The 24,454-nt window shown below is 61.6% G+C and carries 18 protein-coding genes; 10 read left to right on the top strand and 8 right to left on the bottom strand.

What is annotated here, in order from left to right; genetic code table 11:
- Positions 1-11: 11 nt before the first annotated feature.
- The 3 genes from U5G49_RS20205 to rocF all read right to left on the bottom strand — a co-directional run bounded on the left by U5G49_RS20205 (position 12) and on the right by rocF (position 2,992).
- Positions 12-488, bottom strand: coding sequence for a chemotaxis protein CheW (locus tag U5G49_RS20205; protein WP_003543427.1), 477 nt, complete (start codon positions 486-488; stop codon positions 12-14).
- Between the two features lie 297 nt (positions 489-785).
- Positions 786-1,985 carry an ornithine--oxo-acid transaminase gene (gene rocD / locus U5G49_RS20200; RefSeq protein ID WP_193444643.1) on the bottom strand — a complete coding sequence of 400 codons (1,200 nt, stop codon included), beginning with the start codon at positions 1,983-1,985 and terminating at the stop codon, positions 786-788.
- A 71-nt stretch (positions 1,986-2,056) separates the two neighbouring features.
- A complete protein-coding gene (gene rocF / locus U5G49_RS20195) occupies positions 2,057-2,992 on the bottom strand; it encodes an arginase (RefSeq protein ID WP_193444644.1) in 936 nt (311 codons plus the stop codon).
- 124 nt (positions 2,993-3,116) lie between these two features.
- Between rocF and U5G49_RS20190 the strand changes: the two genes are divergently transcribed.
- Positions 3,117-3,554, top strand: a complete 438-nt coding sequence (locus U5G49_RS20190) for an Lrp/AsnC family transcriptional regulator (protein WP_193444645.1) — start codon at positions 3,117-3,119, stop codon at positions 3,552-3,554.
- Between the two features lie 70 nt (positions 3,555-3,624).
- Here the strand turns inward: U5G49_RS20190 and U5G49_RS20185 are convergent, their stop codons facing one another.
- The 3 genes from U5G49_RS20185 to U5G49_RS20175 all read right to left on the bottom strand — a co-directional run bounded on the left by U5G49_RS20185 (position 3,625) and on the right by U5G49_RS20175 (position 12,469).
- A complete protein-coding gene (locus U5G49_RS20185; RefSeq protein WP_193444685.1) occupies positions 3,625-10,047 on the bottom strand; it encodes a translocation/assembly module TamB domain-containing protein in 6,423 nt (2,140 codons plus the stop codon).
- A 66-nt stretch (positions 10,048-10,113) separates the two neighbouring features.
- The gene (locus U5G49_RS20180; protein WP_193444646.1) at positions 10,114-12,042 is read right to left on the bottom strand and encodes an autotransporter assembly complex protein TamA; all 1,929 of its coding nucleotides are present in this window, start codon (positions 12,040-12,042) and stop codon (positions 10,114-10,116) included.
- A 169-nt stretch (positions 12,043-12,211) separates the two neighbouring features.
- A complete protein-coding gene (locus U5G49_RS20175) occupies positions 12,212-12,469 on the bottom strand; it encodes a YMGG-like glycine zipper-containing protein (RefSeq protein WP_018243832.1) in 258 nt (85 codons plus the stop codon).
- Between the two features lie 325 nt (positions 12,470-12,794).
- On the opposite strand from U5G49_RS20175, the gene hemA reads away from it, so the two are divergent.
- The 7 genes from hemA (at position 12,795) to U5G49_RS20140 (ending at position 21,524) form a co-directional block, all read left to right on the top strand.
- Positions 12,795-14,009: a 5-aminolevulinate synthase gene (hemA, locus tag U5G49_RS20170; RefSeq protein ID WP_193444686.1), complete on the top strand. Its 1,215-nt coding sequence runs from the start codon at positions 12,795-12,797 to the stop codon at positions 14,007-14,009.
- 351 nt (positions 14,010-14,360) lie between these two features.
- The gene (locus U5G49_RS20165; RefSeq protein WP_028734255.1) at positions 14,361-15,338 is read left to right on the top strand and encodes a LacI family DNA-binding transcriptional regulator; all 978 of its coding nucleotides are present in this window, start codon (positions 14,361-14,363) and stop codon (positions 15,336-15,338) included.
- A 54-nt stretch (positions 15,339-15,392) separates the two neighbouring features.
- Positions 15,393-16,631, top strand: coding sequence for an ABC transporter substrate-binding protein (locus U5G49_RS20160; protein WP_193444647.1), 1,239 nt, complete (start codon positions 15,393-15,395; stop codon positions 16,629-16,631).
- A 74-nt stretch (positions 16,632-16,705) separates the two neighbouring features.
- Positions 16,706-17,623, top strand: a complete 918-nt coding sequence (locus tag U5G49_RS20155; protein WP_020493410.1) for a carbohydrate ABC transporter permease — start codon at positions 16,706-16,708, stop codon at positions 17,621-17,623.
- Positions 17,620-18,483, top strand: coding sequence for a carbohydrate ABC transporter permease (locus U5G49_RS20150; protein ID WP_027682619.1), 864 nt, complete (start codon positions 17,620-17,622; stop codon positions 18,481-18,483). Before U5G49_RS20155 ends, U5G49_RS20150 begins: the two co-directional genes overlap by 4 nt.
- 20 nt (positions 18,484-18,503) lie before the next feature.
- The gene (locus U5G49_RS20145; RefSeq protein WP_193444648.1) at positions 18,504-20,426 is read left to right on the top strand and encodes a glycoside hydrolase family 127 protein; all 1,923 of its coding nucleotides are present in this window, start codon (positions 18,504-18,506) and stop codon (positions 20,424-20,426) included.
- 12 nt (positions 20,427-20,438) lie between these two features.
- Positions 20,439-21,524: an ABC transporter ATP-binding protein gene (locus U5G49_RS20140; RefSeq protein WP_193444649.1), complete on the top strand. Its 1,086-nt coding sequence runs from the start codon at positions 20,439-20,441 to the stop codon at positions 21,522-21,524.
- A gap of 56 nt (positions 21,525-21,580) precedes the next feature.
- Here the strand turns inward: U5G49_RS20140 and dxr are convergent, their stop codons facing one another.
- Positions 21,581-22,771: a 1-deoxy-D-xylulose-5-phosphate reductoisomerase gene (gene dxr, locus U5G49_RS20135; protein ID WP_130718087.1), complete on the bottom strand. Its 1,191-nt coding sequence runs from the start codon at positions 22,769-22,771 to the stop codon at positions 21,581-21,583.
- Positions 22,772-23,153: 382 nt separating this feature from the next.
- Here dxr and U5G49_RS20130 point away from each other — a divergent pair, with 382 nt between their 5' ends.
- Together U5G49_RS20130 and U5G49_RS20125 are read left to right on the top strand one after the other, a co-directional pair.
- Entirely contained in the window at positions 23,154-23,804 is a 651-nt protein-coding gene (locus U5G49_RS20130) for a hypothetical protein (RefSeq protein WP_032980561.1), read from the top strand.
- A gap of 63 nt (positions 23,805-23,867) precedes the next feature.
- Positions 23,868-24,158 carry a BON domain-containing protein gene (locus U5G49_RS20125; RefSeq protein ID WP_112905409.1) on the top strand — a complete coding sequence of 97 codons (291 nt, stop codon included), beginning with the start codon at positions 23,868-23,870 and terminating at the stop codon, positions 24,156-24,158.
- A gap of 83 nt (positions 24,159-24,241) precedes the next feature.
- On the opposite strand, the gene U5G49_RS20120 is transcribed toward U5G49_RS20125, so the two are convergent.
- Positions 24,242-24,394, bottom strand: coding sequence for a hypothetical protein (locus U5G49_RS20120; RefSeq protein WP_018243821.1), 153 nt, complete (start codon positions 24,392-24,394; stop codon positions 24,242-24,244).
- Positions 24,395-24,454 lie beyond the last annotated feature (60 nt).

Here is a 24,454-nt window from a genome sequence, read left to right as displayed (position 1 = left end):
ATATTGGCCGATCAGGCCGCCAGTTCATCCGTCTCGTTTTCCTTGAACATCTTGGCGAGGTTCAGGAAGCAGATCATTCCGTTTTCCGAGGCAATGATACCTTCGCAATAAGCGCGGTCGAAGGAGGCGGTCACCTCGGGCACCGGCTGCACCTGGCTGGAGGAGATGGTGAGGATATCCGAGACGCGGTCGACAAGCATGCCGATGACCATGCTGTGAACTTCGGCGACGACGATGGCGCTGCGCTCATTGGCGACCGTGCTTTTCATGCCGAGTTTGAAAGCAAGATCGATGATCGGGATCACCGAGCCGCGCAGGTTCATGACACCGATGACATCGGCCGGCGCATGCGGGATCGGCGTCGACGGCGCCCAGCCGCGGATTTCGCGGATGGTCGTGGTCTTGACGCAGAATTCCTGGTCATGCAGGCGGAAGGCAATAATTTCGAGCGTATCGCCGCTGAAGTTAGTCGAATTGATCGTGGCCATTAGAATTCTTCCCAACTATCGTAAGCCAGGGCAGAAGCGGATGCGCCACCATTGGCGCGGCCAAGCTTTGCCTTCATACCACGCGATGGCTTTGCGCTCGGCGAAGCATCGTTACGGTTATCGACGACATTAGCGAAAGAGTGTTGCCCAAATCTAAATCGGGAGACGCGATTGCGAAGGTTTTTAATCTCGGATGAAAACCAGGCGGTTTTGCTGTCGATCTCTTCCAGCCGAACTCTGGCATTCGGGATCTTCCATGCATGTTCGAGATCGTGAAGAAGAATTGCGCCGATTTACTCAGCCTATCGTCTTCTCAATCTGCGAGACTGCCCAATCTACCTGCTCTTTGGTGATGACCAGCGGCGGAGCGAGGCGAATTGTGTGGTCGTGGGTATCCTTGGCGAGAAGGCCGCGCTCTTTCAGCGCATGGCAATATTGCCGTGCGCCGCCGGCTTCGGGTTCCAGTTCGATGGCCATCATTAGGCCACGGCCGCGCACGTCCCTGACGATGTTCGAGCGGATCGACCCGAGGCCTTCGAGGAAGTAGTCGCCCATGACGGCGGCGTTCTCGATCATGCCCTCTTCCGTCAGCACCTTGAGCGCGGCACGCGCCACTGCGCAGGCGAGTGGATTGCCGCCGAAGGTCGAGCCGTGTTGGCCGGGCTGCAGCACGCCCAGAACTTCGGAATTCGAAAGCACGGCCGACACGGGATAGAAGCCGCCGGACAGCGCCTTGCCGATCAGCGTCACGTCGGCCTCGATGCCTTCGTGCTCCTCCGCCAGCAGCTTGCCGGTACGGCCGAGGCCGGTCTGAATCTCGTCGAGGATGAGGGTGACGTTGTTTGCCGTGCAGAGTTCGCGGATGCGGGTGAAATAACCTGCCGGCGGAATGATGACGCCGGCTTCGCCCTGGATCGGCTCGATCAGGGCAGCCACCGTATTGGCATTGATTGCGGCGGCGAAAGCCTCGGCATCGCCGAAGGGAATGATGCGGAAGCCTGGCGTATAGGGACCGAAGCCGGCGCGGGCTTCGGGATCGGTGGAGAAACTGATGATGCTCAGCGTCCGGCCATGGAAATTATCAGCGCAGACGATGATCTCCGCCTTGCCATCCGGCACGCCCTTGACCTCGTATCCCCATTTGCGCACCGCCTTGATGGCGGTCTCCACCGCTTCGGCGCCGGAATTCATCGGCAGGATCTTGTGGGAGCCGGTGAGAGCCGCGAGCTCTTCGTAGAGATAGGCGAGCTGGTCGTTGCGGAAGGCGCGGGAGGTGAGCGTCAGCCTGCCCGCCTGCTCGACCATGGCGGCGAGGATCTTCGGATGACAATGGCCCTGGTTGACGGCGGAATAGGCCGAGAGGCAATCGAGATAGCGGTTGCCGTCGGTATCCCAGACATAAACACCTTCGCCACGCGTCAGCACCACGTCGAGCGGCTTGTAGTTATGGGCGCCGAGCCGTTGTTCCGTGGCGATCAGTTTTTCCGAAGTGTTCATGGCCGTTCTCCCTCTAGTTTTATTTCAACGCATGTTCGCAAAACCGCTGCACACTTTTGTTCGACATGCTCTTATGCGGCGCGTGTCGGACGATCGAAGATGCGGCGGCCGAAGAGGCTTGCCGTCAGCTCCACCAGGATGCGGGCGCTCTTGCCGCGATCGTCGAGAAACGGATTGAGTTCGACGAGATCGAGCGACGAGACGAGGCCACTGTCCGAGAGCATTTCCATCACCAGATGCGCCTCGCGAAAAGTCGCGCCACCCGGGACCGTCGTGCCGACACCGGGAGCGATCTCGGGATCGAGGAAATCGAGGTCGAGGCTGACGTGCAGCAGGCCGTTTGCCCTGGTCACGACATCGAGGATCTCACGCATGATGGCGCCGATGCCCTGCTCGTCGATCGCGCGCATGTCGAAGACATTGACACCGTGTTCGTGGATTTCCTCGCGCTCGCGCGCATCGACCGAACGGATGCCGACCTGGAAGACATTCTTTGGATCGACGAACGGACGTCCCTTCGGCAGGATCTCGGCGAACTCCGCCTCGCCACAGAAGAAGGCGACAGGCATGCCGTGAATATTGCCGGACGGCGACGTGGCCGGAGAATTGAAATCGGCATGGGCATCAAGCCAGAGGACGAAGAGCGGGCGGTCTTTGCTGGCGGCATAGCGGGCCATGCCGGAAACACTGCCCATGGAAAGGCTGTGGTCGCCGCCGAGAATCAGCGGAAAACGGCCGGAGGCGGCCACGTCGTGGACGCTACTTTCAAGGGCGCGCGTGAAGGCGCCGATGATCCTCAGATTATGGGCCTTCGGGTGGTTCGGCAGATCCATCGCCGGCACGATCCTGAGATCGCCGATATCGGCGACGTCATGGCCAAGCTCGATCAGCGTCTGGTCGACGCCGGCAATGCGCAGGGCCGCAGGGCCCATGGCAGCCCCTCTGCGGCCGGAGCCTTCTTCCAGCGGCGCGCCGATGAGGGTGACAGATCGCGATTGGGTATTCATTTTGGAGGGCTCCGTGTTGAGGCCTGTTTCGGCCGATAGTGGGATAAAGGGCTGGCGGCAAAAAGATGGAAAAGTGTCAGAAATGGACTATGATTGCGCAGATTGATAAACCTATTTTGACAAAGTGATCAGCGTGGATGATCTCGACACTGAACTTCTGAGTGCACTTCGCCATAACGCCCGGATTTCCGTCTCTTCGCTTGCGGCAATGACGGGTGCATCACGGGCAACGGTTGCCGCCCGGATCGAGCGGCTGGTCGCCAGCGGCACCATCGTCGGCTTCACCATCCGCACCGGTCATGAGACGCGGTCCGCCGGCGTGCGCGCCATCGTCATGATCGAGGTGCTCGGCAAGCTCGCCGACAGGGTGGCCGATCAGTTGAGGGGCCTACCGCAGGTGCGGGCGCTTCACAGCACCAACGGCAAATGGGATTTCGTCGCCGAACTCGAGGATCGCGACCTTGCTGCCTTCGACGAGACGCTGCACCGGATCCGGCTGATCAATGGCATCAATTCGACCGAGACCAACATCCTTCTCAAGACAAGCAAAACGGGTTTCTAGAGCAATTTCGAGGAAAAGTGCGAAGCGGTTTTCCGTCCGGAATAGCGTAAAAATAATAGGTTAAGCTGGCTCAGTATTCCCGTTCATAGACAATGCCAGCTTCGCCCGCGCCATTACCCCCGGCCGCTCCCCGCAGCTTGACGCCGCGGCCGACATCGAGGTTGATCACCGCCTTGGCGCCGGCCGAACCGCCCTGCTGCAATTCGAAATAGGTGCGGTCGTTGAGATAACGGCCGACGCTGACGCTCGTCTGTCCCTTGGAATCGGTGCTGACGTCGAAATCGTCGACGCCGAGCTGGTTGCGCAGGCCTTCGAAAAGCGAGGTCGAGCGGTTGCCGGCCAGCTGACTGACGGCGTCGGCGAGCTGGGCGATCTGCACCGGCGAGAGCTTCGACATCGATTGGCCGAAGATCAGCTGCGCCAGCACCTCGTCCTGCGGCAGCTGGGGCGAGGAGGAAAAGGTGATCGCGGGGTCGGTGGCGAGACCCGCGACGTCGACGGTCAGCGTCGTCGAGCCGGAGGCCGAGGTCGCTTCCATATCGAGCGCCGGCGTCAGGTCGCCGGCGAAGGTGATCCTGCTCTTGTCGGAGAAATCCAGGCGGCGGTTGAGAATGGTCATGCGACCGCGGCGCATGACGAAACCGCCGGTCACGATGGGTGCAGCCGCTGTTCCGCGGATGGTCACCCGGCCGCCAAGCTCGGCATCGATGCCGCGGCCGCGTACGAAGATATGCGAGGGCGCATCGATTTCGAGATCCAGCGTGATCACGGAGGATTTCTCGCCGGGTTTCCGCTCACCGTCATCGCGCAGCTGCGCAAGAACCGCCCGCGGCGCATTCTTATGCCGGATGTCGACTTCTCTCAGCGAGGTCGGCAATTTTTCCGGGACCGTGATCGAGGTTTTGTCCAGCCGAAGCTTGCCGCTCAACGTCGCATTCATGATCGGCCCGCGCAGGCCGACCGTGCCATTGACGGTCGAGACGACAAGCGTTCCATCGACATAGACCGCCTTGTCGAGCTTGATCGAAATGTCAGCGGGAAAGCCGCCGGCCGGCTGGATGCCGATGGTGCCGCTGGCCGAAATCGTGCCGCCGCCGCCAAGGTTGCCGCTGAGGCGCGATATCACCGCCTGGCTGCCATTGAAGGTCACGGTCGCCGCAAGATTGTTGACGGCAAGATTGCGTCGGACGTCGACGAGCTTCGCGCCTGATGTCGAGACAGTGCCGTTGATAACGGGCGCTGCGGCCGTTCCGCCAATCTGGAGGTTGACGGTGGCGACCCCGTCCGCAACGAGGCCCTGCTGCGCAAGCGGGGCGCCGAGCACGGCGAAAGGAAGATTGCCGTTGAATCGCATGTCGAGGGCGCGATTGCCTGTGATCACGACACTGCCGCCGCCTTTCAGCGACATGCCGGCGTCACCGGCAAGGCTGGTGTCGACCGTCAGCCTGTTTCCGGCAAGTTTGCCTGATGCACCGATGCTGAACGGCGAAAGGCCGGCACCTTTGGTCTGGCTCGTCGCCGCGTTCTTCCAGTCGACCTTGAAGTCGACGGAGGGCGCCGATAGCGCGCCGGTGGCCTTTGCGGTTGCTGAGACCGCGCCCTCGGCTGCAAGGCCGGGAACGAAGCCGTTGGCGATGCTGGCCGGAAGATTGGTGGTATTCGCCGTAACATCGAGAGACTTGATCGACGTGCCTGCGATGGCGAGATTGCCGGTGGCTTTCAGCGCAATGCCGCCGCTGCCGTTGAGCGCGGCATCAAAATCCAGCCTGTCACCGGCGTATTTTCCGGTCGCCGCCAGCGCAAGGCGGGAAAGGCCGGCAGCCTTGGTGTGGCTGGTCGCGGCATCTTTCCAGTTGAGCTTGAAATCGACGATCGGATTTGCCGGCGTTCCCGACGTTATGGCGCTTGCCGAAAGCGTGCCCTCGGCACCGAGACCGGGAACGAAAGCATTTGCGATATTTGCCGGCAGCGCCGGGATATCGGCATTGATCGAAAGGTCCCGGATGGCCGTTCCCGCGATCGTGACGCCGCCCGTCGCCTTGGCCAACACGCCGTCCTTGCCGGCGATGTTGGCATCGAAATCGACCCGGTCGTTGGCGAACTTGCCGGACGCCGCAGCACTCAGGCCCGAAAGGCCGCTGCTCTTGGTCTGGGCGGTCGCAGCGTTCTTCCAGTCGAGTTTGAAATCGACGGCCGGTTTCGGAAGCGCTCCGGAGGCAGATGCCGTTCCCGACACGGTGCCCTCTGCGCCAAGACCCGGGACGAAGCCGTTGGCGAGGCCTGCCGGCAGGTTGGCGAGATCGGCCTTGACGTCGAGGGTTTTAACGGAGGTGCCTGATATCGCGACGTTGCCGGCGGCCTTCAGCGAGAGGCCGTCCTGGCCGGCGAGATTGGCATCGAAATCGAGCCGGTCGTCGGCGAAGCGTCCGGATGTGGTGAGCGCGAGGCCCGAGAGATGAGCGCTTCTGGTCTGGCTGGTCGCAGCATCCGTCCAGTCGAGCTTGAAGTCGGCTTTCGGTGCGGCGAGTGTCCCTGAGGCGGACGCAGTGCCGGATATCGTGCCGCCGGCCGCCAGATCGGGAACGAAGGCATTTGCGAGACTGGCCGGAAGCTTGGCGATCTCGGCATCGACCTTGATGCTGTCGATCGCCGTGCCGGCGAGTGTGACATTGCCCATGGCCTTCAGTGAGAGGTCTTTATCGCCGCTGACTGCAGCGTTGAAATCAAGCTTGTTCTCAGCAAATTTTCCCGATGCGGTCACGCCGAGCGCTGCAAGGCCGGCACGCTTCGTGTGGCTCGTCGCCGCATCTTTCCAAGTGAGATCGAAATCTCCATTCGGAACCGGGAGGGATCCCGTGGCCGAGATCCTTCCTGAGATCGCACCTTCGGCGGCGAGATCGGCGACGAAGCTGTTTGCGATATTTGCCGGAACATTCGCCAGTGTGGCGTCGACCGTGAGGTTGTCGATCGTCGTGCCTTTGATGGCAAGATTGCCGTTTGCCTTTAAGGACAGGCTGTTGGCGCCGCCAACCACCGCGTTGAAATCAAGCTTGTTGTCGGCAAATTTTCCCGATGCGGTCACGCCGAGCGCAGTAAGGCCGGCGCGCTTTGTGTGGCTCGTTGCCGCGTCTTTCCAAGTGAGATCGAAATCGGCACTCGGAGCGGAAAGCGACCCGCTGGCCGAGATCTTTCCTGAGATCGCGCCTTCGGCGGCGAGGTCGGCGGCGAAACTATTTGCGATATTCGCCGGGACATTTGCCAGCGCAGCGTCGACCTTGACGTTGCCGATCGTCGTGCCCGTGATGGCGACATTGCCGGTTGCTTTCAGCGAGAGGCTGTTGGCGCCGTCGACCACTGTATTGAAATCGAGCTTGCTATCGGCGAATTTTCCGGATGCCTTCACGCCGAGATCCGCAAGGCCGGCACGCTTCGTCTGGCTCGTCGCCGCGTCTTTCCAGTTGAGATCGAAATTGGCGGTCGGCGCAGCGAGGGAGCCGGAGGCCGTCACTTTTCCTGTAATCGTGCCTGCGGCGGCGAGATCGGGAACGAAACCGTTGGCGATGCGGGCAGGCAGGTTGAGGATATCGGCGTTGACATCAAGCACCGGTGCCTTCGGGTCGGCGAGCGCGACATTGCCGGCGGCCTTGAGCGAGAGGCCGTCATCACTGCCGACGGTCGTGTCGAAATCGAGCTTGTTGTCGGCGAATTTGCCGCCGGCGGTGATGTCGAGCGGCGCCAGGCCGGCGCCCTTGGTCTGGCCCGTCGTCGCATCCTTCCAGCCGAGCTTGAAGTCGGCGACCGGTGCTGCCGGCGTTCCCGTCACGGCAATCGTTCCGGAGATCGTGCCGCCGGCTGAAAGGTTGGGCACGAAACCGTTGGCGAGCGCTGCCGGCAGCTCGCGGATGTCTGCATCAAGCTTCAGTGTTTCGCCGGCGGAACCGGTAACGGTTACCGAGCCGGTGCCGGTTTTCAGCGTCAGTCCGTTCAGATTGGCGGCGCCGCCGCCGATGGCGACCTGCGTCGGTGCGGCCAGTTCGATCGGGATATTGCGGGGGCTTGCCGAGAAGCGATCAAGGTTCAGGTGGATCGTGCCGTCCTGAGCCTCGATATTGCCCGCGGCCAGCACGGGATTGCCGTCATAGGCAGCATCGAGATCGAAGTCGGTATGGTTCTGCTGCTTGGTAAAACCCAGCGAAAGGCCGGCAAGCTTGTTCGTTCCGGCGCTTACCCCCTCGGCCTTGATAGTGCCGTTTGCGGCAAGGGCATTGAGATCGCTGATCGTGACATCGATATCCGGCTTGACGATCGCAAGCGTATCACGGTGGATCGAGCCGCCCGTTGCAAGCAGCTTGAGCGCAATCTTGCCACTGTCGCTGCTGACGCCGAGCGAACCCTTGAGATCGCCTTCGGCCTTCTGTCCGCCGAGTGCGGCGAGCAGGCCGACATTGGGGAAATCGAAGGTCAGTGCGGCTGTTGGCTCCAGGGTAGGCGAGAATTCTGCATGGCCGGTCAGCCGGTTGCCGCCGATATCGGCGGTCAGCGCCGGAATGCTTATCTTGCCGTCCTGCGAGGTGATGTCGCCGTTGATGCCGATCGGTTGGCCATCGATCGTGCCGGTGGCGGCGATCCTGCCCTGCGGCGCCTTGGGATCGGCGAGACCCGACAGGTCGATATTGAGGTTGCCGACCACGCGGTCGGCCATTTCAAGGCTGGCGGCCTTGAGATTGGCCGTCACGGAGATTGCCGGGAGCTCACCTCCCACTCTCAACGCATAACCCGCCCCACCACTGGCGCCGGGGATGAGCTTGCCGACGTCAGGCAGCCGGCCGGAAAGATCGGCATTCAACATCCCGCCGTCGAGCGCGACGTTGCCGGCGGCTTCGAGCGTGCCGGATTTCAGGACGAGATTGGACAGTGCGAATTTTGACGGGATGGTGCCGACCACCTGGCTTTCGAGCGAGATCGGTCCGTCGAACCTGCTTGTCACCGCAGCCGGCAGAGCTGCCGGGTTGATGGTGAGCTTGAGGTTGCCGGTCAGCGCTTTGTCTGCCAGCCGGTAGGAGCCATTGAGGCCGCCGTTGATATTGGCGCTTTCGACGGTGGTGCCGTTGAAGCCGATGCCGGAGGGCGAGATCTGCAGCGGCGAGGCGATCGTGACCGGGCCTTGGACGGCGCGATTGAGGTTCGGGTCGGTGAAGGTCGTATCGCCGGCGACGAGGCGCAACTGGACGCTGCCGGAACGGGCGGCGAGATTGAAGGCGTCGCTCTTTGCGGTCAGCTTGATGTTGCCGATATTGGCCTGCGGAAGGGTTGCGGTGTCGAGCGAGCCGCTGACGTTCAGTCGGGCGGCCTGGGCATCGCCGGTTAGCGCCAGGTTGAGGCCAGAAATGAGGAAGCGCGCTTCGCCTTCAGCGAGCGGCCAGCGGAAATCGACAGGCCCCGACGTGCCGAGCAGATTGGCGTTCAGGCTGTTGTTGCCGGCTGGATCGAGGGTGCCCGAGGCGGCGATCACGACGCTGCCGGTGGCGATATTGCCGGTCTGGATATCGATCTTGCCGCGGTCGTCGAAGGTGGTGGCAAGATCGATATTGGTCTGGCCGGCAAAAAGCGGCCGGAATGCCGATGGAAGCAGCGAGCTCAAGTCACCGCCGCCCTTGAGGTCGAGGTGGTGCAATCCGTCTGCCGTGATCTGATGCCGGGCTTCGATTGCGGCGCGCTGCTGTCCGTCGAGGGCGGCCTGCACTTTGCCTTTCCAATCGGATATCGGCCCCTGGCCGTCGAGATCGATATTGACGGCCGGGCTATCCGGCAAGCCGAGAAAGCCCGCCAGCAGCCCGCCCTTCGGCTCGGAAAGCTGCGCCTTCAGCCGCAGCCGGTTTTCGGCTGGCGCAAAAGCGATGTCGGCGGCAAGCCGCGCATCCGGAACCGCGTGACGGCTGACATTGACGACGGCCTCGCCGCCATCGCCGTTCGCCGAAAGGCTGCCCTCGGCGGCGAGCGCAAAGGCGCGGCCGGCAACGGGTGCGGCAAGTTTGATATCGGGCAGCGCGACGCGGTCTATATCGACCTTGATCGGAAGAGCGAATCCGCCGGAATTTTCAGCTCCGGGCCGCGAGGGCAGGGTGCGCACCGGCTTGCGCAGCACGTTGATCGCTTCGATCTCGAAGCGTTTGGCGTGGAAGGTTCCGGTCAGCAGCGCCAGCGGATTCCAGTCGATCGCGATGCCATGAATTTCCGCAAAGACGCCCCTGGTGTCGGAGAAGGAGATCTCGGCGGCGCGAAGCCCGCCGGTCAGAAGACCTTGCGGTTCACGAACCTGGATCGTCATGTCGCGGTTGGAAAGCGTGGAGGCTATCTTTTCGGTGACGATGCGGGCGCCAAAACTGGTGAAGCCGAAGATCGCAAGGGCCGCGACAGCGAGAATCAAAGTGACGCCGACGGCATAGCCGGTCAGCCGTACGATCCAGTTGACGATTTTTGCCAGCATTTGCATCGGCGCGGACACTACCCCGTTTTCATGACGGCTCACAGATCGGAAAACACGGGGGAATCGGCAATTCTAGAAAGATTGGCCGATGCCGGCGTAGATTCCGTAATCTGTGCCATCTTCGTACTTGTTCAGCGGCATGGCAAAATCAAGCCGCAGCGGGCCGAAAGGCGTTGCATATCGTATTCCGGCGCCGGCACCGGCGCGAATATCGGAAAAACCCGGAAAGGTGCTGTCCGATACGGTGCCGACATCGATGAAGGGCACGATGCCGATCGTATCGGTGATCTTGATGCGAGCCTCCAGCGAACCGGTCACATAGGAGCGGCCGCCGGTGGCATCGCCATTGTCGTTATAGGGCGAGATTTCCTGATAGCTGTATCCGCGCACGGAGCCGCCGCCGCCGGCAAAGAAGCGCTGCGTGGCGGGAATATCCCCAATGCTATCGCCGCCGATCAGGACGCCGGCGGCAACCTTGCCAGCAAGCACCACGCCGTCCTCCTGGCCGAACGGCAGGTAGCCGGAGATCGAGCCCTCGAATGCCGCATAGGGCGTGGCGTTGAAGATTTCGTAGCCGGGCTTTGCCGAGAATGTCGCGCGATAACCCTCCGTCGGGTTGAACTTGTCGTCGCGTGCGTCGCGATCATATTGGATCGGCAGGGTGAAGGTCAGATAGTCGTTCTCGCCGAAGGCGTCATCGTCGCGCTCCCAGCTGACCTCGCCGCTGGCCGAGACCGTGTCCCGGTCGGTCAGCTCGTAGGAAAGGCCGAGCGAGGCGGTGACGAGCGTCGCGTTATAGGCATCCGGATTTTCGGTCTTGGCGACGATGCCCGCCTTCAGGGTGGCGGCGGGAAAGAAGGCGCCGGGCTTGGTGAAGAGGATGCCGGCGGAATAGTCGAGGCTGCCGACATCCGTCGTTTCGCCAAGCCGCGAGACCGCTCCCTCGATCCTCAGCGTTTCGGCTTCGCCGAACAGGTTGCGGTGGCCCCAATAGCCCTGAATGCCGAAGCCGTCGGTGGTGGAATATTGCGCGCCGACGCCGAAGTAGCGCCTCTTGCCTTCCGAAACCTCGATCGTCATCGGCAAGGTGCCATCAGGCGCCAGCGCATCCCCTTCGTGAATGGTGACGCTCGAAAAGACGCCGAGGGCGCGAAGCCGCTCGCCGGCTTTCTTCAGCGCTTCCGGGGAGTAGGCTTCGCCCTTGTTCAGCCGGGAATAGCGCTGGATGAAACCTGGCCTGACGGTCTTCTCGCCGGTGACGCCGACATCGCCGATCGGGGCGATGGGACCGCCCTCGGCAGCAAGGACGATATCGACGGTGTCGCTGTTATGATCGGCGACGACCTTGCGTTCGGTCAATTTGGCGAAGGGCCGGCCTTCGCTCTTCAATTGTTCGACGATCTTGTCGCCGGCCTTGATGATCGCCAGCGAGCCGGCTTGCGCGCCCGGGGCGAGGTCGTAATCGGCGGGATTATGGTTTGCGGCATCGCCGCCGAACTGTACCTCCCTGACCTTGAAAACAGGGCCGGGAGCAATGTCGACGGTGACGGGGATCGGCCCTGACCGGTCGAATGTCGGATTGGGCGGCAGGTCGTCGATATTCTTGCCGTCGATGGTGATCGTCACCAGGCCGCCATAACGGGCCTTTTCATACAGGGCGGCGATCAGCCGCTCACGGTCGTCGCGCGCCTTGACGACGATTCCGAGATCGCCGGAAACCGGCTGCTTCTGGTCACTGAGGAGACGAGAACTGTTTTCCAGCGCTTCTTTCAGATCGGGATCGGCGGTATCGGCCTTGAGGTCGACGTGGTAGCGCACCGGATCGGGCACCTGTTCGCCTTCGTCTTCTTCCTTGCCGAAAATGGTGATGCCGAAAAGCTTGAAGGCATAAGCGTCGCCGATCAGGACCGGTGAGAACGCAGCTGCCGCTGCGACTACCATCATGGTGCCTGTTCGCCGATACGCAGTACCTGTTTTCGGGCCTGTCCCTCTGATCCGCATCCGCCGCTTTTGGTTGTGTCTACATTGAAGCTTCGTTGCCCAGCCATGAACAGCTTAGCGACAAAATCGCGCGGGGTGTACCATTTTAAATTGCCAACGCGCTAATTTAGCACAAAAAATCCCGGACGTGTGTCCGGGATTTCCTGAATTTGCCGATTTCCAAGCGCTCTCAGCGCGGGCAACTATCGATGTAGCGGCGGCCGTAGCGGTCGCGATAGTAGCACTGGCCAGGCTGTTCGGCGACGCTGCCGATGAGGGCGCCGGACACGCCGCCGATAGCGGCGCCGACTGCCGCGCCACGGACGTTGCCGGTGACTGCGCCGCCGATGACGGCACCTGATGCAGCGCCGATGCCGGCGCCTTGCTGCGTCGGCGTGCAGCTTGCGATCGACAGGCCGATCAATGCGAGTATGACAACTTTCTTCATCTTTTTTCTCCGAGGTTGTTGCCCAGCGGGCAAAGGCCGTCCCTTCTTATTTTTTGTCAGGCTAGACCGAAAACTATGTCGGAAGAAAGGGTTGTCCATCCGATGTGCTGATTTTTTTGCGATCAGGCTGGGTCGCCTTTTGCGCGGTCCGCAAACTCGGCTGCGTTCTGCGGCATCAATTTCGTTGATCGCGGCTCGCATATTTTTTATCTGGAATCATTCAAAAATCTGGGCCTTTTGCCGCAGTTGATGTTAAAGCAAAGGGTAAGCATTGACGCGCGGACGTCCAGTCATCAAGAACATCCGCGTGATACTGGAGCATATGATGGATTTCGAAGCGTTTTTCAAAAACGAGCTGGACGGGCTTCGTACCGAGGGCCGTTACCGCGTTTTTGCCGATCTCGAACGTCACCGCGGCAATTTTCCCCGCGCGAGGCGTTACACCGTGGATGGCGAGAAGGAAGTCACGGTCTGGTGCTCCAACGACTATCTCGGCATGGGCCAGCATCCGAAGGTGATCGAGGCGATGAAGAACGCCATCGACCACTGTGGCGCCGGTGCGGGAGGCACCCGGAATATTTCTGGCACCAACCACCATCACGTCATGCTCGAGCGTGAGCTTGCCGACCTGCATGGCAAGGAAGCGGCGCTGATCTTTACGTCTGGCTATGTTTCCAACTGGGCAGCCCTCGGCACGCTCGGCGCGAAGATTCCCGGCCTCATCATCTTCTCCGACGCGCTGAACCATGCCTCGATGATCGAGGGCATCCGCTATGCCAAGTGCGACAAGGTGATCTGGAAGCACAATGATGTGGCCGATCTCGAAGCCAAGCTTAAGGCCGCCGATCCGAAGGCGCCGAAGCTGATCGCCTTCGAGAGCGTCTATTCGATGGATGGCGATATCGCCCCGATCAAGGAGATCTGCGATCTCGCCGACAAATATGGGGCGATGACCTATCTCGACGAAGTGCATGGCGTCGGCATGTACGGCCCGCGCGGCGGCGGTATTGCCGAGCGCGAGGGGCTGATGGATCGGCTGACGGTCATCGAGGGTACGCTCGGCAAGGCTTTCGGGGTGATGGGCGGCTATATCGCCGCTTCGACGGCGCTTTGCGATTTCATCCGCTCGTTTGCCTCCGGCTTCATCTTCACCACGGCGCTGCCGCCAGCACTTGCCGCCGGCGCCGTCGCCTCGATCCAGCATTTGAAGGTCAGCCAGTTCGAACGTGCCCGCCATCAGGACCGTGTCCGCAAGCTGAGAGCGCTGCTCGACCAGCGCGGCATCCCGCATATGCCCAATCCGAGCCATATCGTGCCGGTGCTGGTCGGCGATGCGGCCAAGTGCAAGTGGATCTCCGACCTGCTGCTCGACAATTGCGGCGTCTACGTCCAGCCGATCAACTATCCCACCGTGCCGAAGAAGACCGAGCGCCTGCGCATCACGCCGACGCCGCTACATTCCGACGCCGATATCGCCCATCTGGTCGAGGCGCTGCATTCGCTGTGGTCGCGCTGCGCGCTCGCAAGGCACGTCGCCTGATTTTTCGATGATCGCTCGGTTCGAACCGTAATTCAGGGCCTCCGCTGGAGGTTCTGACAGCGATCGGTCTTGCTCCCGCAAGACGCTGCAACAAGCCTCCCTTGCCCGTTCAAGATCATCCGCTCTGCGCCTGGTCTTAACACCGATGACACATCGCAATCGGCCCGACCGATGCGCATGGATCTTTCCCTGTGCTTGCGTCCTCCCGCAAACTGCGTCGCCTTGAGCTCGCGTGAGAAAACCTTTTCTCACTTGACATAGAGATTGGTAAAAGCTTTTCTCAGCTCACTTCAGAAGGAGGACGTTCTGAACATATCGGGAGGAAAAAGAGGCAGGATCACCATCCACGAGGTGGCGGCGGCTGCCGCGGTGAGCATCTCGACGGCGTCGAAAGCTCTCAATGATACCGGCCGGATGGGGTCGGAAACGCGCGAGCGGGTGAAACGGATCGCCGCCGAAATCGGATATCGGCCGAATGCGCTGGCGAGAGGTCTTCTCAGCAAACGCAGCTTCACTATCGGGCTGCTGACGAACGACACCTATGGCCGGTTCACGCTGCCTGTCATGGCGGGTATTTCCGACGCGCTCGTCGATCACGGCGTTTCGGTCTTCCTGTGCGCCATCGAAGACGATCCGGCGCTCGCTCAGATCCATGTCGACGCGATGCTCGACAAACAGGTCGACGGCATCATCGCGACAGGAAAACGTCTGGACAGACGTCTGCCTGTCGATCTGTCGAATTTGCATGTGCCTGTCGTCTACGCATTCACGGAGGGGACGCAGAACAGCGTTACCTTCCGGTCTGACGACGAACAGGGTGCGCGGCTGGCGGTGGAATGGCTCGTGAAGATCGGGCGGCGGCGGATTGCGCACATCACCGGGCCGGAGGACTTCTTCTCGGTGCGGGAGCGTGCCGGCGCCTATCACGAGGTCGCAGGTCACCGCGAGCCGGTGCTCTACGGCGTCTGGTCGGAAAACTGGGGCCATGAGGCGGTCGAACAGCTTTGGAAGAGACCGGGAGAAAAACCGGACGCGCTCTTCTGCGGCAACGATCAGATCGCCCGCGGTGCTGTGGATGCGTTGCGCGAACGCGGCGTCAAGGTGCCGCAGGACGTCTCGGTGATCGGCTTCGACAATTGGGAGATTGTCGCTGCCCAGACGCGGCCGCCGCTGACAACGGTGGACATGGAACTGAAGGAGCTCGGGCGACAAGCCGGATTGACGGTGCTCGCGCTTGCGGAAGGACGGCCTGTCGAGCCGGGAGTGAGGAAATTGCCGTGCCGGCTGATCGTCCGGCAGTCATGCGGGGGGAAAGCCCCCACGGAATGAGAACACGTGAATGAGCAAAGGCGCGAGGAGATGCGCCATATCGGGAGGAGTGTCATGATCAAGCGTCTATTGGCGGCGACCAGCATCGCTACCCTATGTCTGGTGTCGGCCGCGTCGGCTGCCGAAAATGTCGAAATGTGGGTTCGCTCGGGGATCGGCGACGCCTTTAAGAAGGTTGTCGAAGCGTATAATTCCGGTCACGAGAGCAAGGTCGTGATGACCGAAGTGCCGTTCTCCGAGTTGGTGCAGAAATATGCGACGGCGATCGGCGGCGGACAGGCGCCAGACGCGCTGTCGATGGATCTCATCTATAACCCTGCCTTTGCTGCGGCCGGGCAGCTGGAAGACCTGACGGACTGGGCAAAATCCCTGCCCTATTTCAACTCGCTTTCGCCATCGCATGTTCGCCTCGGCACCTATCAGGACCGGATTTACGGCCTGCCGCTCTCGGTCGAAACCTCCGTCTTTGCCTGGAACAAGGATCTCTACAAGAAGGCCGGCCTCGACCCGGAAAAGGCACCGGCGAATTGGGACGAAATTACCGCCAATGCCGAGAAAATCCGGGCGCTGGGTGACGATACCTACGGCTTCTATTTCTCCGGCGGCGGCTGCGGCGGCTGCATGATCTTCACGTTCACGCCGCTCGTCTGGGGTGCGGGCGCCGATATCCTGTCGGCCGACAGCAAGACGGCGACGCTCGATACGCCGCAGATGCGCAAGGCCGTCGATATTTACCGCAACATGGTCAAGAAGGACCTCGTGCCGGCGGGAGCCGCCAGCGACAACGGCGCGAACTTCCTGACCTTCACCAACGGCAAGATCGGCCAGCAAAGCCTCGGCGCCTTTGCCATCGGCACGCTGGTGACCGAGCATCCCGATATCAACTTCGGCGTAACCCTCATTCCCGGCGTCGACGGGAAGCCTTCGTCCTTTGCCGGCGGTGACAACTTCGTGATCACCAAGGGCACGAAGAAGATCGACGCGGTGAAGGAGTTCCTCGAATATGTGTATTCGATGGACGGCCAGAAGATCATGGCGAAATATGGCAGCCTGCCGACGCGCGGCGATATCGCCGATAAGGTGTTGGAAGGTCTCGATCCGCGCATGCAGGTCGGCCTGAAGGCGATCGGTGTCGCCAAGACACCCTATACGCTGCAGTTCAACGACTTGATCAACAGCGCCAACGGGCCCTGGGCCAGCTTCACCAACGCCTCGATCTTCGGCGACGATGTCGACGGCGCGTTTTCGAGCGCCCAGTCGGAAATGCAATCGATCATCGATAGCGGCCAATAACTCTCTCCCGGCCGCGGCCGGGGAGCGGTGGCAGCTTCCCGGCCAATTCCACTCGACAGATGCGGAGCGTTTTGATGACCGGTTCCGGTTCAGAGATTCTATTGCCTCGGCGCAGGCGACGGCGCCGATCGAACTGGCGCGGTCTCGCCTACATCGCGCCGGCCATGGCACTGGTCATCGTCTTCTTCATCATGCCGGTTCTCTTCACCGGATGGATGAGCCTTCACAACTGGCCGCTGATGGGGGCTTCGCGCTGGATCGGCTTCAATAATTATTTTCGGATGGCCAACGACACCCGTTTCATGACGGCGCTGAGTTTCACGGCCTATTACACCGTGATCGTCACCATCGCGATCTTCGCCATCGCCTTTCCGCTGGCAATCTTCGTCGAAAAGGAACGGCAGTTCGTCGGCGCCTACCGCACGATTATCTTCCTGCCCGTCGTGGTCGGCCTTGCCACAGCCTCCCTGCTTTGGGTCTGGCTCGCCAATGTCGATAGCGGCTTCATCGGCCCGGCCTTGAAGGCGCTCGGCCTTGTCGAAAAGAGCCCCAATCTTCTTGCGACCTTCGACACCGCCTTTCTGACGATCGTGGTGATGGTCGTCTGGAAGATCGCAGGCTTCACCATGATCATTCTTTTGACCGGGCTTCAGGCCATTCCGTCCGAGCTGACGGAGGCCGCCCGCATCGACGGCGCCGGCCGCTGGCAGCGGTTCCGGCATCTGACGCTGCCGCTGATGCGCAAGACGATTGCGCTGGCGCTGATCGTCTCAGTCACCGGTTCGATCCTTGCCTTCGACCAGTTCTACATCATGACCGCGGGCGGTCCGCAGAACAAGATGATCTCGGTGGTCTATTACATCTTCAATCAGTCCTTCGTGTCGTTCAATCTCGGCTATGGCGCAGCACTCTCGATCGTGCTTCTCGCCATCCTGGTCGCCATCAGCATCGTGCAGCTCTGGCTGCTTCGCGTCGGGGAGGAGCGTCCATGACCACCTCAAAGGAACGCCGCGCGCGCAAGGCCATCCGGACAAAGTCGGCCTATCATCTGACCGGCATCGCCATATCGATCTTCTTTCTCGCCCCCTTCGTGATCACGCTGTTGTCGTCCTTCCGGCATGGCACGGAGGCCAGCCTGCCGCCCTTGCCGCCATGGCCGACCTCCGGCGTCAGCATCGATTCCTACGCGCTGCTCGATACGTTCGGCGCCGGCATCTGGCGGCACATGATCAATTCGCTGTTCGTTTCGGTCGCCACCGTGGTGCTGACCGTCGCCGTCAGCCTGCTCGCCGGTTACGGCTTCTCGCGCTATCGATTTCCGCTGAAGAATGCGCTCTTCGTGTTGATCATCGCGACGCTGATGATCCCGTTCCAGTCGATCCTGACGCCGCTCTTCATTATCCTGGCAAAGCTCGGTCTCAACAATTCGCTGCTTGGGCTGACGCTCGTCTATGTGACGCTGCAGCTGCCCTTCTCGGTCTTCATGATGCGCAACGCCTTCGACGCCGTGCCGAAGGAGATCGAAGAGGCCGCACGCATCGACGGCGCGCGCGACCTCAGGCTTCTGGTCCGGGTTCTTCTGCCGCTGGTGCTTCCCGGCGTCGCGACGGTTGCGATCTTTGCCTTCCTCAATGCCTGGAACGAGTTTCTCGCCGCGCTCGTGCTGCTCTCCAGCAATGAGAAATACACCCTGCCGGTGCTGATGACGGCGGTTCGCGCCGGACGGCTCGGCGCCATCAACTGGGGAGCGGTCCAGGCCGGTGTCGTCGTCATGACGATCCCTTGCCTGATCGTCTTCCTGCTCCTGCAACGCTACTACATGCGCGGGCTGATGGCCGGCGCGGTGAAATGATCTGAGAGAAAGTGGAGCCCATGACCAAACCAAGCAACGACCGCCAGTTTCGTCCCGTCGCCGTTCCCGATGTGGAGCTCGGCGGCTTCTGGGGCAAATGGCAGGACGCCGTCTGCAATTCCACCGCCGAGACCCTGCTCGACCGCTGCGTCGAGGCCGGCATGCTCAAGGCGATCGACGTCGGCCAGCCGAGCCCCGGGGTCGTCATTCCCATTCAGCCATGGGGCGGGACGACGCAGATGTTCTGGGATTCCGACCTCGGCAAGTCCATCGAGACCATCGCCTATTCGCTCTATCGCCGGCCGAACCCGAAGCTGGAGGCGCGCGCCGACGAGATCATCGACATGTATGAGAAGCTGCAGGACGAAGACGGCTATCTGAACGCCTGGTTCCAGCGCGTGGAACCGAGCCGCCGCTGGACCAACCTGCGGGACCATCACGAGCTCTATTGCGCCGGCCACCTGATGGAAGCCGCGGTCGCCTATTATCAGGCGACCGGCAAACGCAAACTGCTCGACATCATGTGCCGCTATGCCGATTACATGATCAAGATTTTCGGTCACGGCGAAGGCCAGATATCAGGCTATTGCGGCCACGAGGAAGTCGAGCTCGCGCTGGTCAAGCTCGCCCGCGTGACCGGCGAGAAGAAATATCTCGACCTGTCGAAATACTTCATCGACGAACGCGGCACCGAACCGCATTTCTTCACGGCGGAAGCAAGCCGGGACGGCCGCGATGTCTCCCAGTACCACCAGAAGACCTATGAATATGCGCAGGCGCACCAGCCGGTGCGCGCGCAGACAAAGGTCGTCGGCCACGCGGTACGCGCCATGTACCTCTATTCGGGCATGGCCGACATCGCCACTGAATACAAGGATGACAGCCTGACGGCAGCGCTGGAAACGCTCTGGGACGATCTGACGACCAAGCAGATGTACATCACCGGCGGCATCGGCCCGGCGGCCTCCAACGAAGGCTTTACGGATTACTTCGATCTGCCGAACGATACCGCTTATGCGGAGACCTGCGCCTCGGTCGGGCTGGTGTTCTGGGCGAGCCGCATGCTCGGACGAGGTCCGGATCGGCGCTATGCCGACATCATGGAACAGGCGCTTTACAACGGCGCGCTGCCCGGGCTTTCCACAGACGGCAAGACGTTCTTCTATGACAACCCGCTCGAAAGTGCCGGCAAACATCACCGGTGGAAATGGCACCATTGCCCCTGCTGCCCGCCCAACATCGCCCGACTGGTGACCTCGATCGGCTCCTACATGTACGCCGTTTCGGACAATGAGATCGCCGTGCACCTCTATGGCGAGAGCACCGCAAGGCTGAAGTTGGCCAACGGCGCCGAGGTGGAACTCGAGCAGACCACCAACTATCCGTGGGAGGGCGCGGTCGCCTTTACGACCAGGCTGGAAAAACCGGCGCGGTTTGCGCTGTCGCTGCGCATTCCGGACTGGGCTGAAGGCGCAACCCTCAGCGTTAATGGAGAGATGCTCGATCTCAATGCCAATATGCAGGACGGATATGCCAGGATCGATCGTGAGTGGGCCGCGGGCGATCGTGTCGCCCTCTATCTGCCGCTGGCGCTTCGGCCGCAATATGCCAACCCGAAGGTGCGCCAGGATGCCGGGCGCGTCGCATTGATGCGCGGCCCGCTGGTCTATTGCGTCGAAACCACAGACAATGGCGAAGACCTCAACGCCATCGTTTTGCCCCGCGAGCTTCCGGCCGCCGAAACCGTCGTGCTGAAGGATCTCAATGATGCCATCGCCCTCGATCTCAAGGTCGAGCGCGAGGAAACGTCGAACTGGGGAACAGCGCTCTACCGCAAAGCGCCGGCCGAAAGGCAGGTCGCCACCGCGCGTTTCGTGCCCTATCATCTCTGGGACAACCGCGCGCCCGGAGAGATGCTCGTCTGGGTCCAGTCGGACAGGTAGGTCTTTTTGGGGATGACGAACGGTATGGGTAATAAGAGCGTCGTGCTCCAGGACGTGCGAAAAAGCTATGGCAATCTGCAGGTGGTCCACGGGATCGACCTGACGATCGCGGAGGGCGAATTCGTGGTCTTCGTCGGCCCTTCCGGCTGCGGAAAATCGACGCTTCTTCGCATGATCGCCGGCCTGGAAGACGTGACCGACGGGGAGGTCGAGATCAAGGGGCGTATCGTCACCGATCTCGATCCATCCGAGCGCGGCATCGCCATGGTCTTCCAGTCCTACGCGCTCTATCCGCATATGAGCGTGCGCGACAACCTGGCCTTTGGATTGAAGATGGCGCGCACCAATGCTGCGGAGATAGAGACGCGCGTCAAGGCCGCTTCTGCGATCCTGAAGATCGACCATCTTCTCGACCGGCGGCCGGGACAGCTTTCCGGCGGCCAGCGGCAACGTGTGGCGATCGGCCGGGCGATCGTGCGCAAGCCCGATGTCTTCCTGTTCGACGAACCGCTGTCCAATCTCGATGCCGAACTGCGCGTTTCGATGCGCATCGAGATCGCCCGCCTCCACCGCGAACTCGGCAACACGATGATCTATGTCACGCACGACCAGACCGAGGCGATGACGCTCGCCGACAAGATTGTGGTACTGCGCGACGGCCGCGTCGAACAGGCGGGAACGCCGCGGGAAATCTACGAGAATCCCTCGAATACCTTCGTGGCGGGCTTCATCGGCTCGCCCCGGATGAACCTCCTGAATGCCCGCTGGGGTGAGGGAGGCCTGGTCGAAGTCGCCGGCACGCGCATCGAAAGCGGCCTGCCGCCCGTAAACCGGCCGGTTGGTGCCGCGGTGACGCTCGGTCTGCGGCCGGAGCATCTTAAGGTGGCATCGGGCCTATCGGGCAGCCTGACGGCCAGGGTCGATTTTTCGGAGTATCTCGGGGGAACGCAATATCTCTATTGCCAGCTTGCCGATGGCCAGTCGCTGACCGTCGAGCATCGCTCACCGATCAGCATTGCGGCGGGCGAGCAGGTGAACCTGCTGTTTGAATCGTCGGATTGCCGGTTGTTCGACGAGGGCGGGAACCGGTTGCGCTAATAGCGGTGGTGAGGATCACAGGCGGGCGACCACTCGGCGATCGGCCCGTCTGAACTTCACTCGGCGATCGCCAGTGTCATGAGCTCCGCCGCCCTTTGCCGGGCCTCCCTGTCGGCGGCGAAGACATCGTCCATGCCGGCAGCCGGCGGCAGGCCGGCCAGATCGTCCATGACCCTCTCGGTGACCTCGGCCATGGCGAGGAAGGACAGCCGCCCTTCGATGAAGGCTTCGAGCGCCACTTCCTTGGCGCCGTTCAGCACCGCGCCCTGAACGCCGCCGCGCATCATCGCCAGGCGTGCGAGCCGAAGCGCCGGAAACCGCACCTCATCCGGCGCCTCGAAATCCAGCCTGGCGAGCTTGGCGAAATCCAGCCGCTCGACCGGCAGGTTCGGCCGGCGCGGAAAGGACAGGGCATAACCGATGGCGGTGCGCATATCGGGCGCGCCGAGCTGCGCCAGCACCGACCCATCGGTATAGCCGACCATGGAATGAATGATCGATTGCGGATGGAAGATGACCTCGATCTGTTCGGGTCTGAGACCGAAAAGGTGCCGGGCTTCGATCATCTCCAGCGCCTTGTTGAACATCGAGGCGCTGTCGATCGAGATCTTCAATCCCATCGACCAGTTCGGATGGGCGCGTGCGGTTTCCACCGTCACATCCGCCATGTCACGCAGCGAGGCGGTGCGGAAGGGACCGCCCGACGCCGTCAGGATGACCCGCTCGATGGCGTGACGCTGGTTCTCTTCCAGCACCTGGAAGATGGCGTTGTGCTCGCTATCGACAGGAAGCAGCCTGCCGCCGCCTTCGCGGATCGCTGCGATGAACAGATCGCCGGCCGATACCAGGCATTCCTTATTGGCAAGAGCGATATCGGCGCCGCGGCGCGCGGCGGCAAGGGTCGGCGCCAGGCCCGCGGTGCCGACGATTGCCGCCATCACCCAGTCGACTTCGCGGTCGGCGGCTTCCATCAGGCCGGATTTTCCCGAGGCGACCTCGATGCCGGTGCCGGAAAGTTCGCTCTTCAGTGATTCGTAATGCCGGTCGTTTGCCGTCACCGCCAGCCGCGCACCGGAGGATTTCGCCTGCCGGGCCAGCAATTCGACATTGCCGCTGCCGGTCAGCACGGAGATTTCGAAGTTCTCCCGTCCGCCCAGATGATCGACGACATTGAGTGTATTCTGGCCGATCGAACCCGTCGAACCGAAGATGCTGAGGCGCCGCGGCGCGCTTTTGCCGGTCATCATGTGGAATTTCGCGAAAATTTCTCTCGTAGGCTCAGGCTCTACTAGGCTTTGGAGGGGGCGGCAAGTGTGCGGTGCAGCAGATTTCAACCCTTAAGGGGTTTACAGAACGGCGGTTGGATGTGATCCTTATATGATTGCTTGAGGAATCGCGGTTCCGCTGCGGCTGGTTTCGGTCGCATGGGCAATTCGGGGCGCTAAGGCGTCTATTGAAGAACAGGCACTCAGTGCCGCCGGCTTTCCGAGCCAACCATTGAATCGAGGATGAAACCGGGATGAGCGGCTTGGCCGTGATCCCTCATCGCGTTCGCTGCGAGCGCTTCATGTGTGCTGCTGCTTCGGTTTCGGAGCCGCGGTCCTGTGTCAGGCAAAATGTTCTTACTTCATGACGACATCCAAAATAGCATGCATTCTTTTCGCCATCCTGCCCTCGCTCACCACCGCGACGCGGGCGGACGACCTGCTGATCTGGTCGCCGACCAAGCTTTCGGACCGGTCCTACAAGGCGACGATGGGGTTTCGCCTGCCGGCGGAATGGGAAACGAGCGCTGGCGCCGACATCGCGCTTGCCTCGACCAAGGGCGGGGCGCCACTGCCCGATTCCGAACAGGCAATGCTTTGGGGCAGGATCACCAGGACGAACGTCACCCCGGCAAGCCAGTCACAGCAGGGCGCGAGCGTCAGCGTCGATACGCTGCGCGGCAGCGGCGCGCTGACCCTCAGCCGCTCGCGCAGCTGGATTCTGTCCGATTCGCTCGACATGCAATCGAGCCGGTCCATCAGCGTTCAATTTGATGCGGTCGATGCCCGGCAGGCTTCTGTGACGGCATCCCAAGCGCTGAAACTGATCCATCCCTGGACGGGAACCTCGCTTTCGGCGGGCACAGGCGTCAGCAATGCCACCGGGGACTTCTCAAGTACGGTGGCCGTCAGCCAGGCCATCCTGCCGAACCTCAACCTCGATGCGTCGATGAACAATCCGTTTTCGGGGGATGAGGCCGGCAGTGTCAATCTCCGCTATCGCGTTAACTGGTAGCGGTGCTGAAACCAAACTCTGTCGAAGGGCGTTTCCTCCGCAGGTTTCACGGAGGAATGGATCATGGTTTTCAAGGAGCAGACATTTCACGGGCTCGAACCCGAGATGGAAGCCGAAATCGCCAATCGCGCATCCGTCGAGGCGGCCGTTGCCAATGCGCTGGCGATCGCCGGCGGCATCGATGCGTCTGATGTCGAAGTGACGATGGAGAACGACCAGATCGTGTTGAGCGGCACAGTCGGCACGGTGGGCGAAATCGAACGGGCAACCGCGGTCGCCAAGGCTGTCGAGGGCGTGCATTCGGTGCAGAACCGGATTCTGCTTGGCGGATATTCGCTTGACGGTACGCATTGATCAGACGACGGGCAGCTCCGAAGCCAGACCTGCCGGACGAGGAATATTTCTACGTCTTCGCCTATAAGCCGGCGCTCAGCTGATCAACCGGCGAAGCGTTCGACAAGGAAGGACGAGCCGGCCAGACGATCCGTTTTCTGCATGGCGCCCGAACTCTGCGGCTGGTAGGCGATGGCAAGCAGCACGACGCTGACGGCGACATAAGCGATGGCCAAAAGAATCATCTTGATACGCATGATGAATACTCCCGTTTCACAATAAACGCGGCTGATATTGCGAAGTTCCTCATCGGCGAG

The organism is Rhizobium indigoferae (assembly GCF_034554815.1).
Classification (GTDB): domain Bacteria; phylum Pseudomonadota; class Alphaproteobacteria; order Rhizobiales; family Rhizobiaceae; genus Rhizobium; species Rhizobium leguminosarum.
This window is presented reverse-complemented; position numbering and strand designations above follow the sequence as displayed.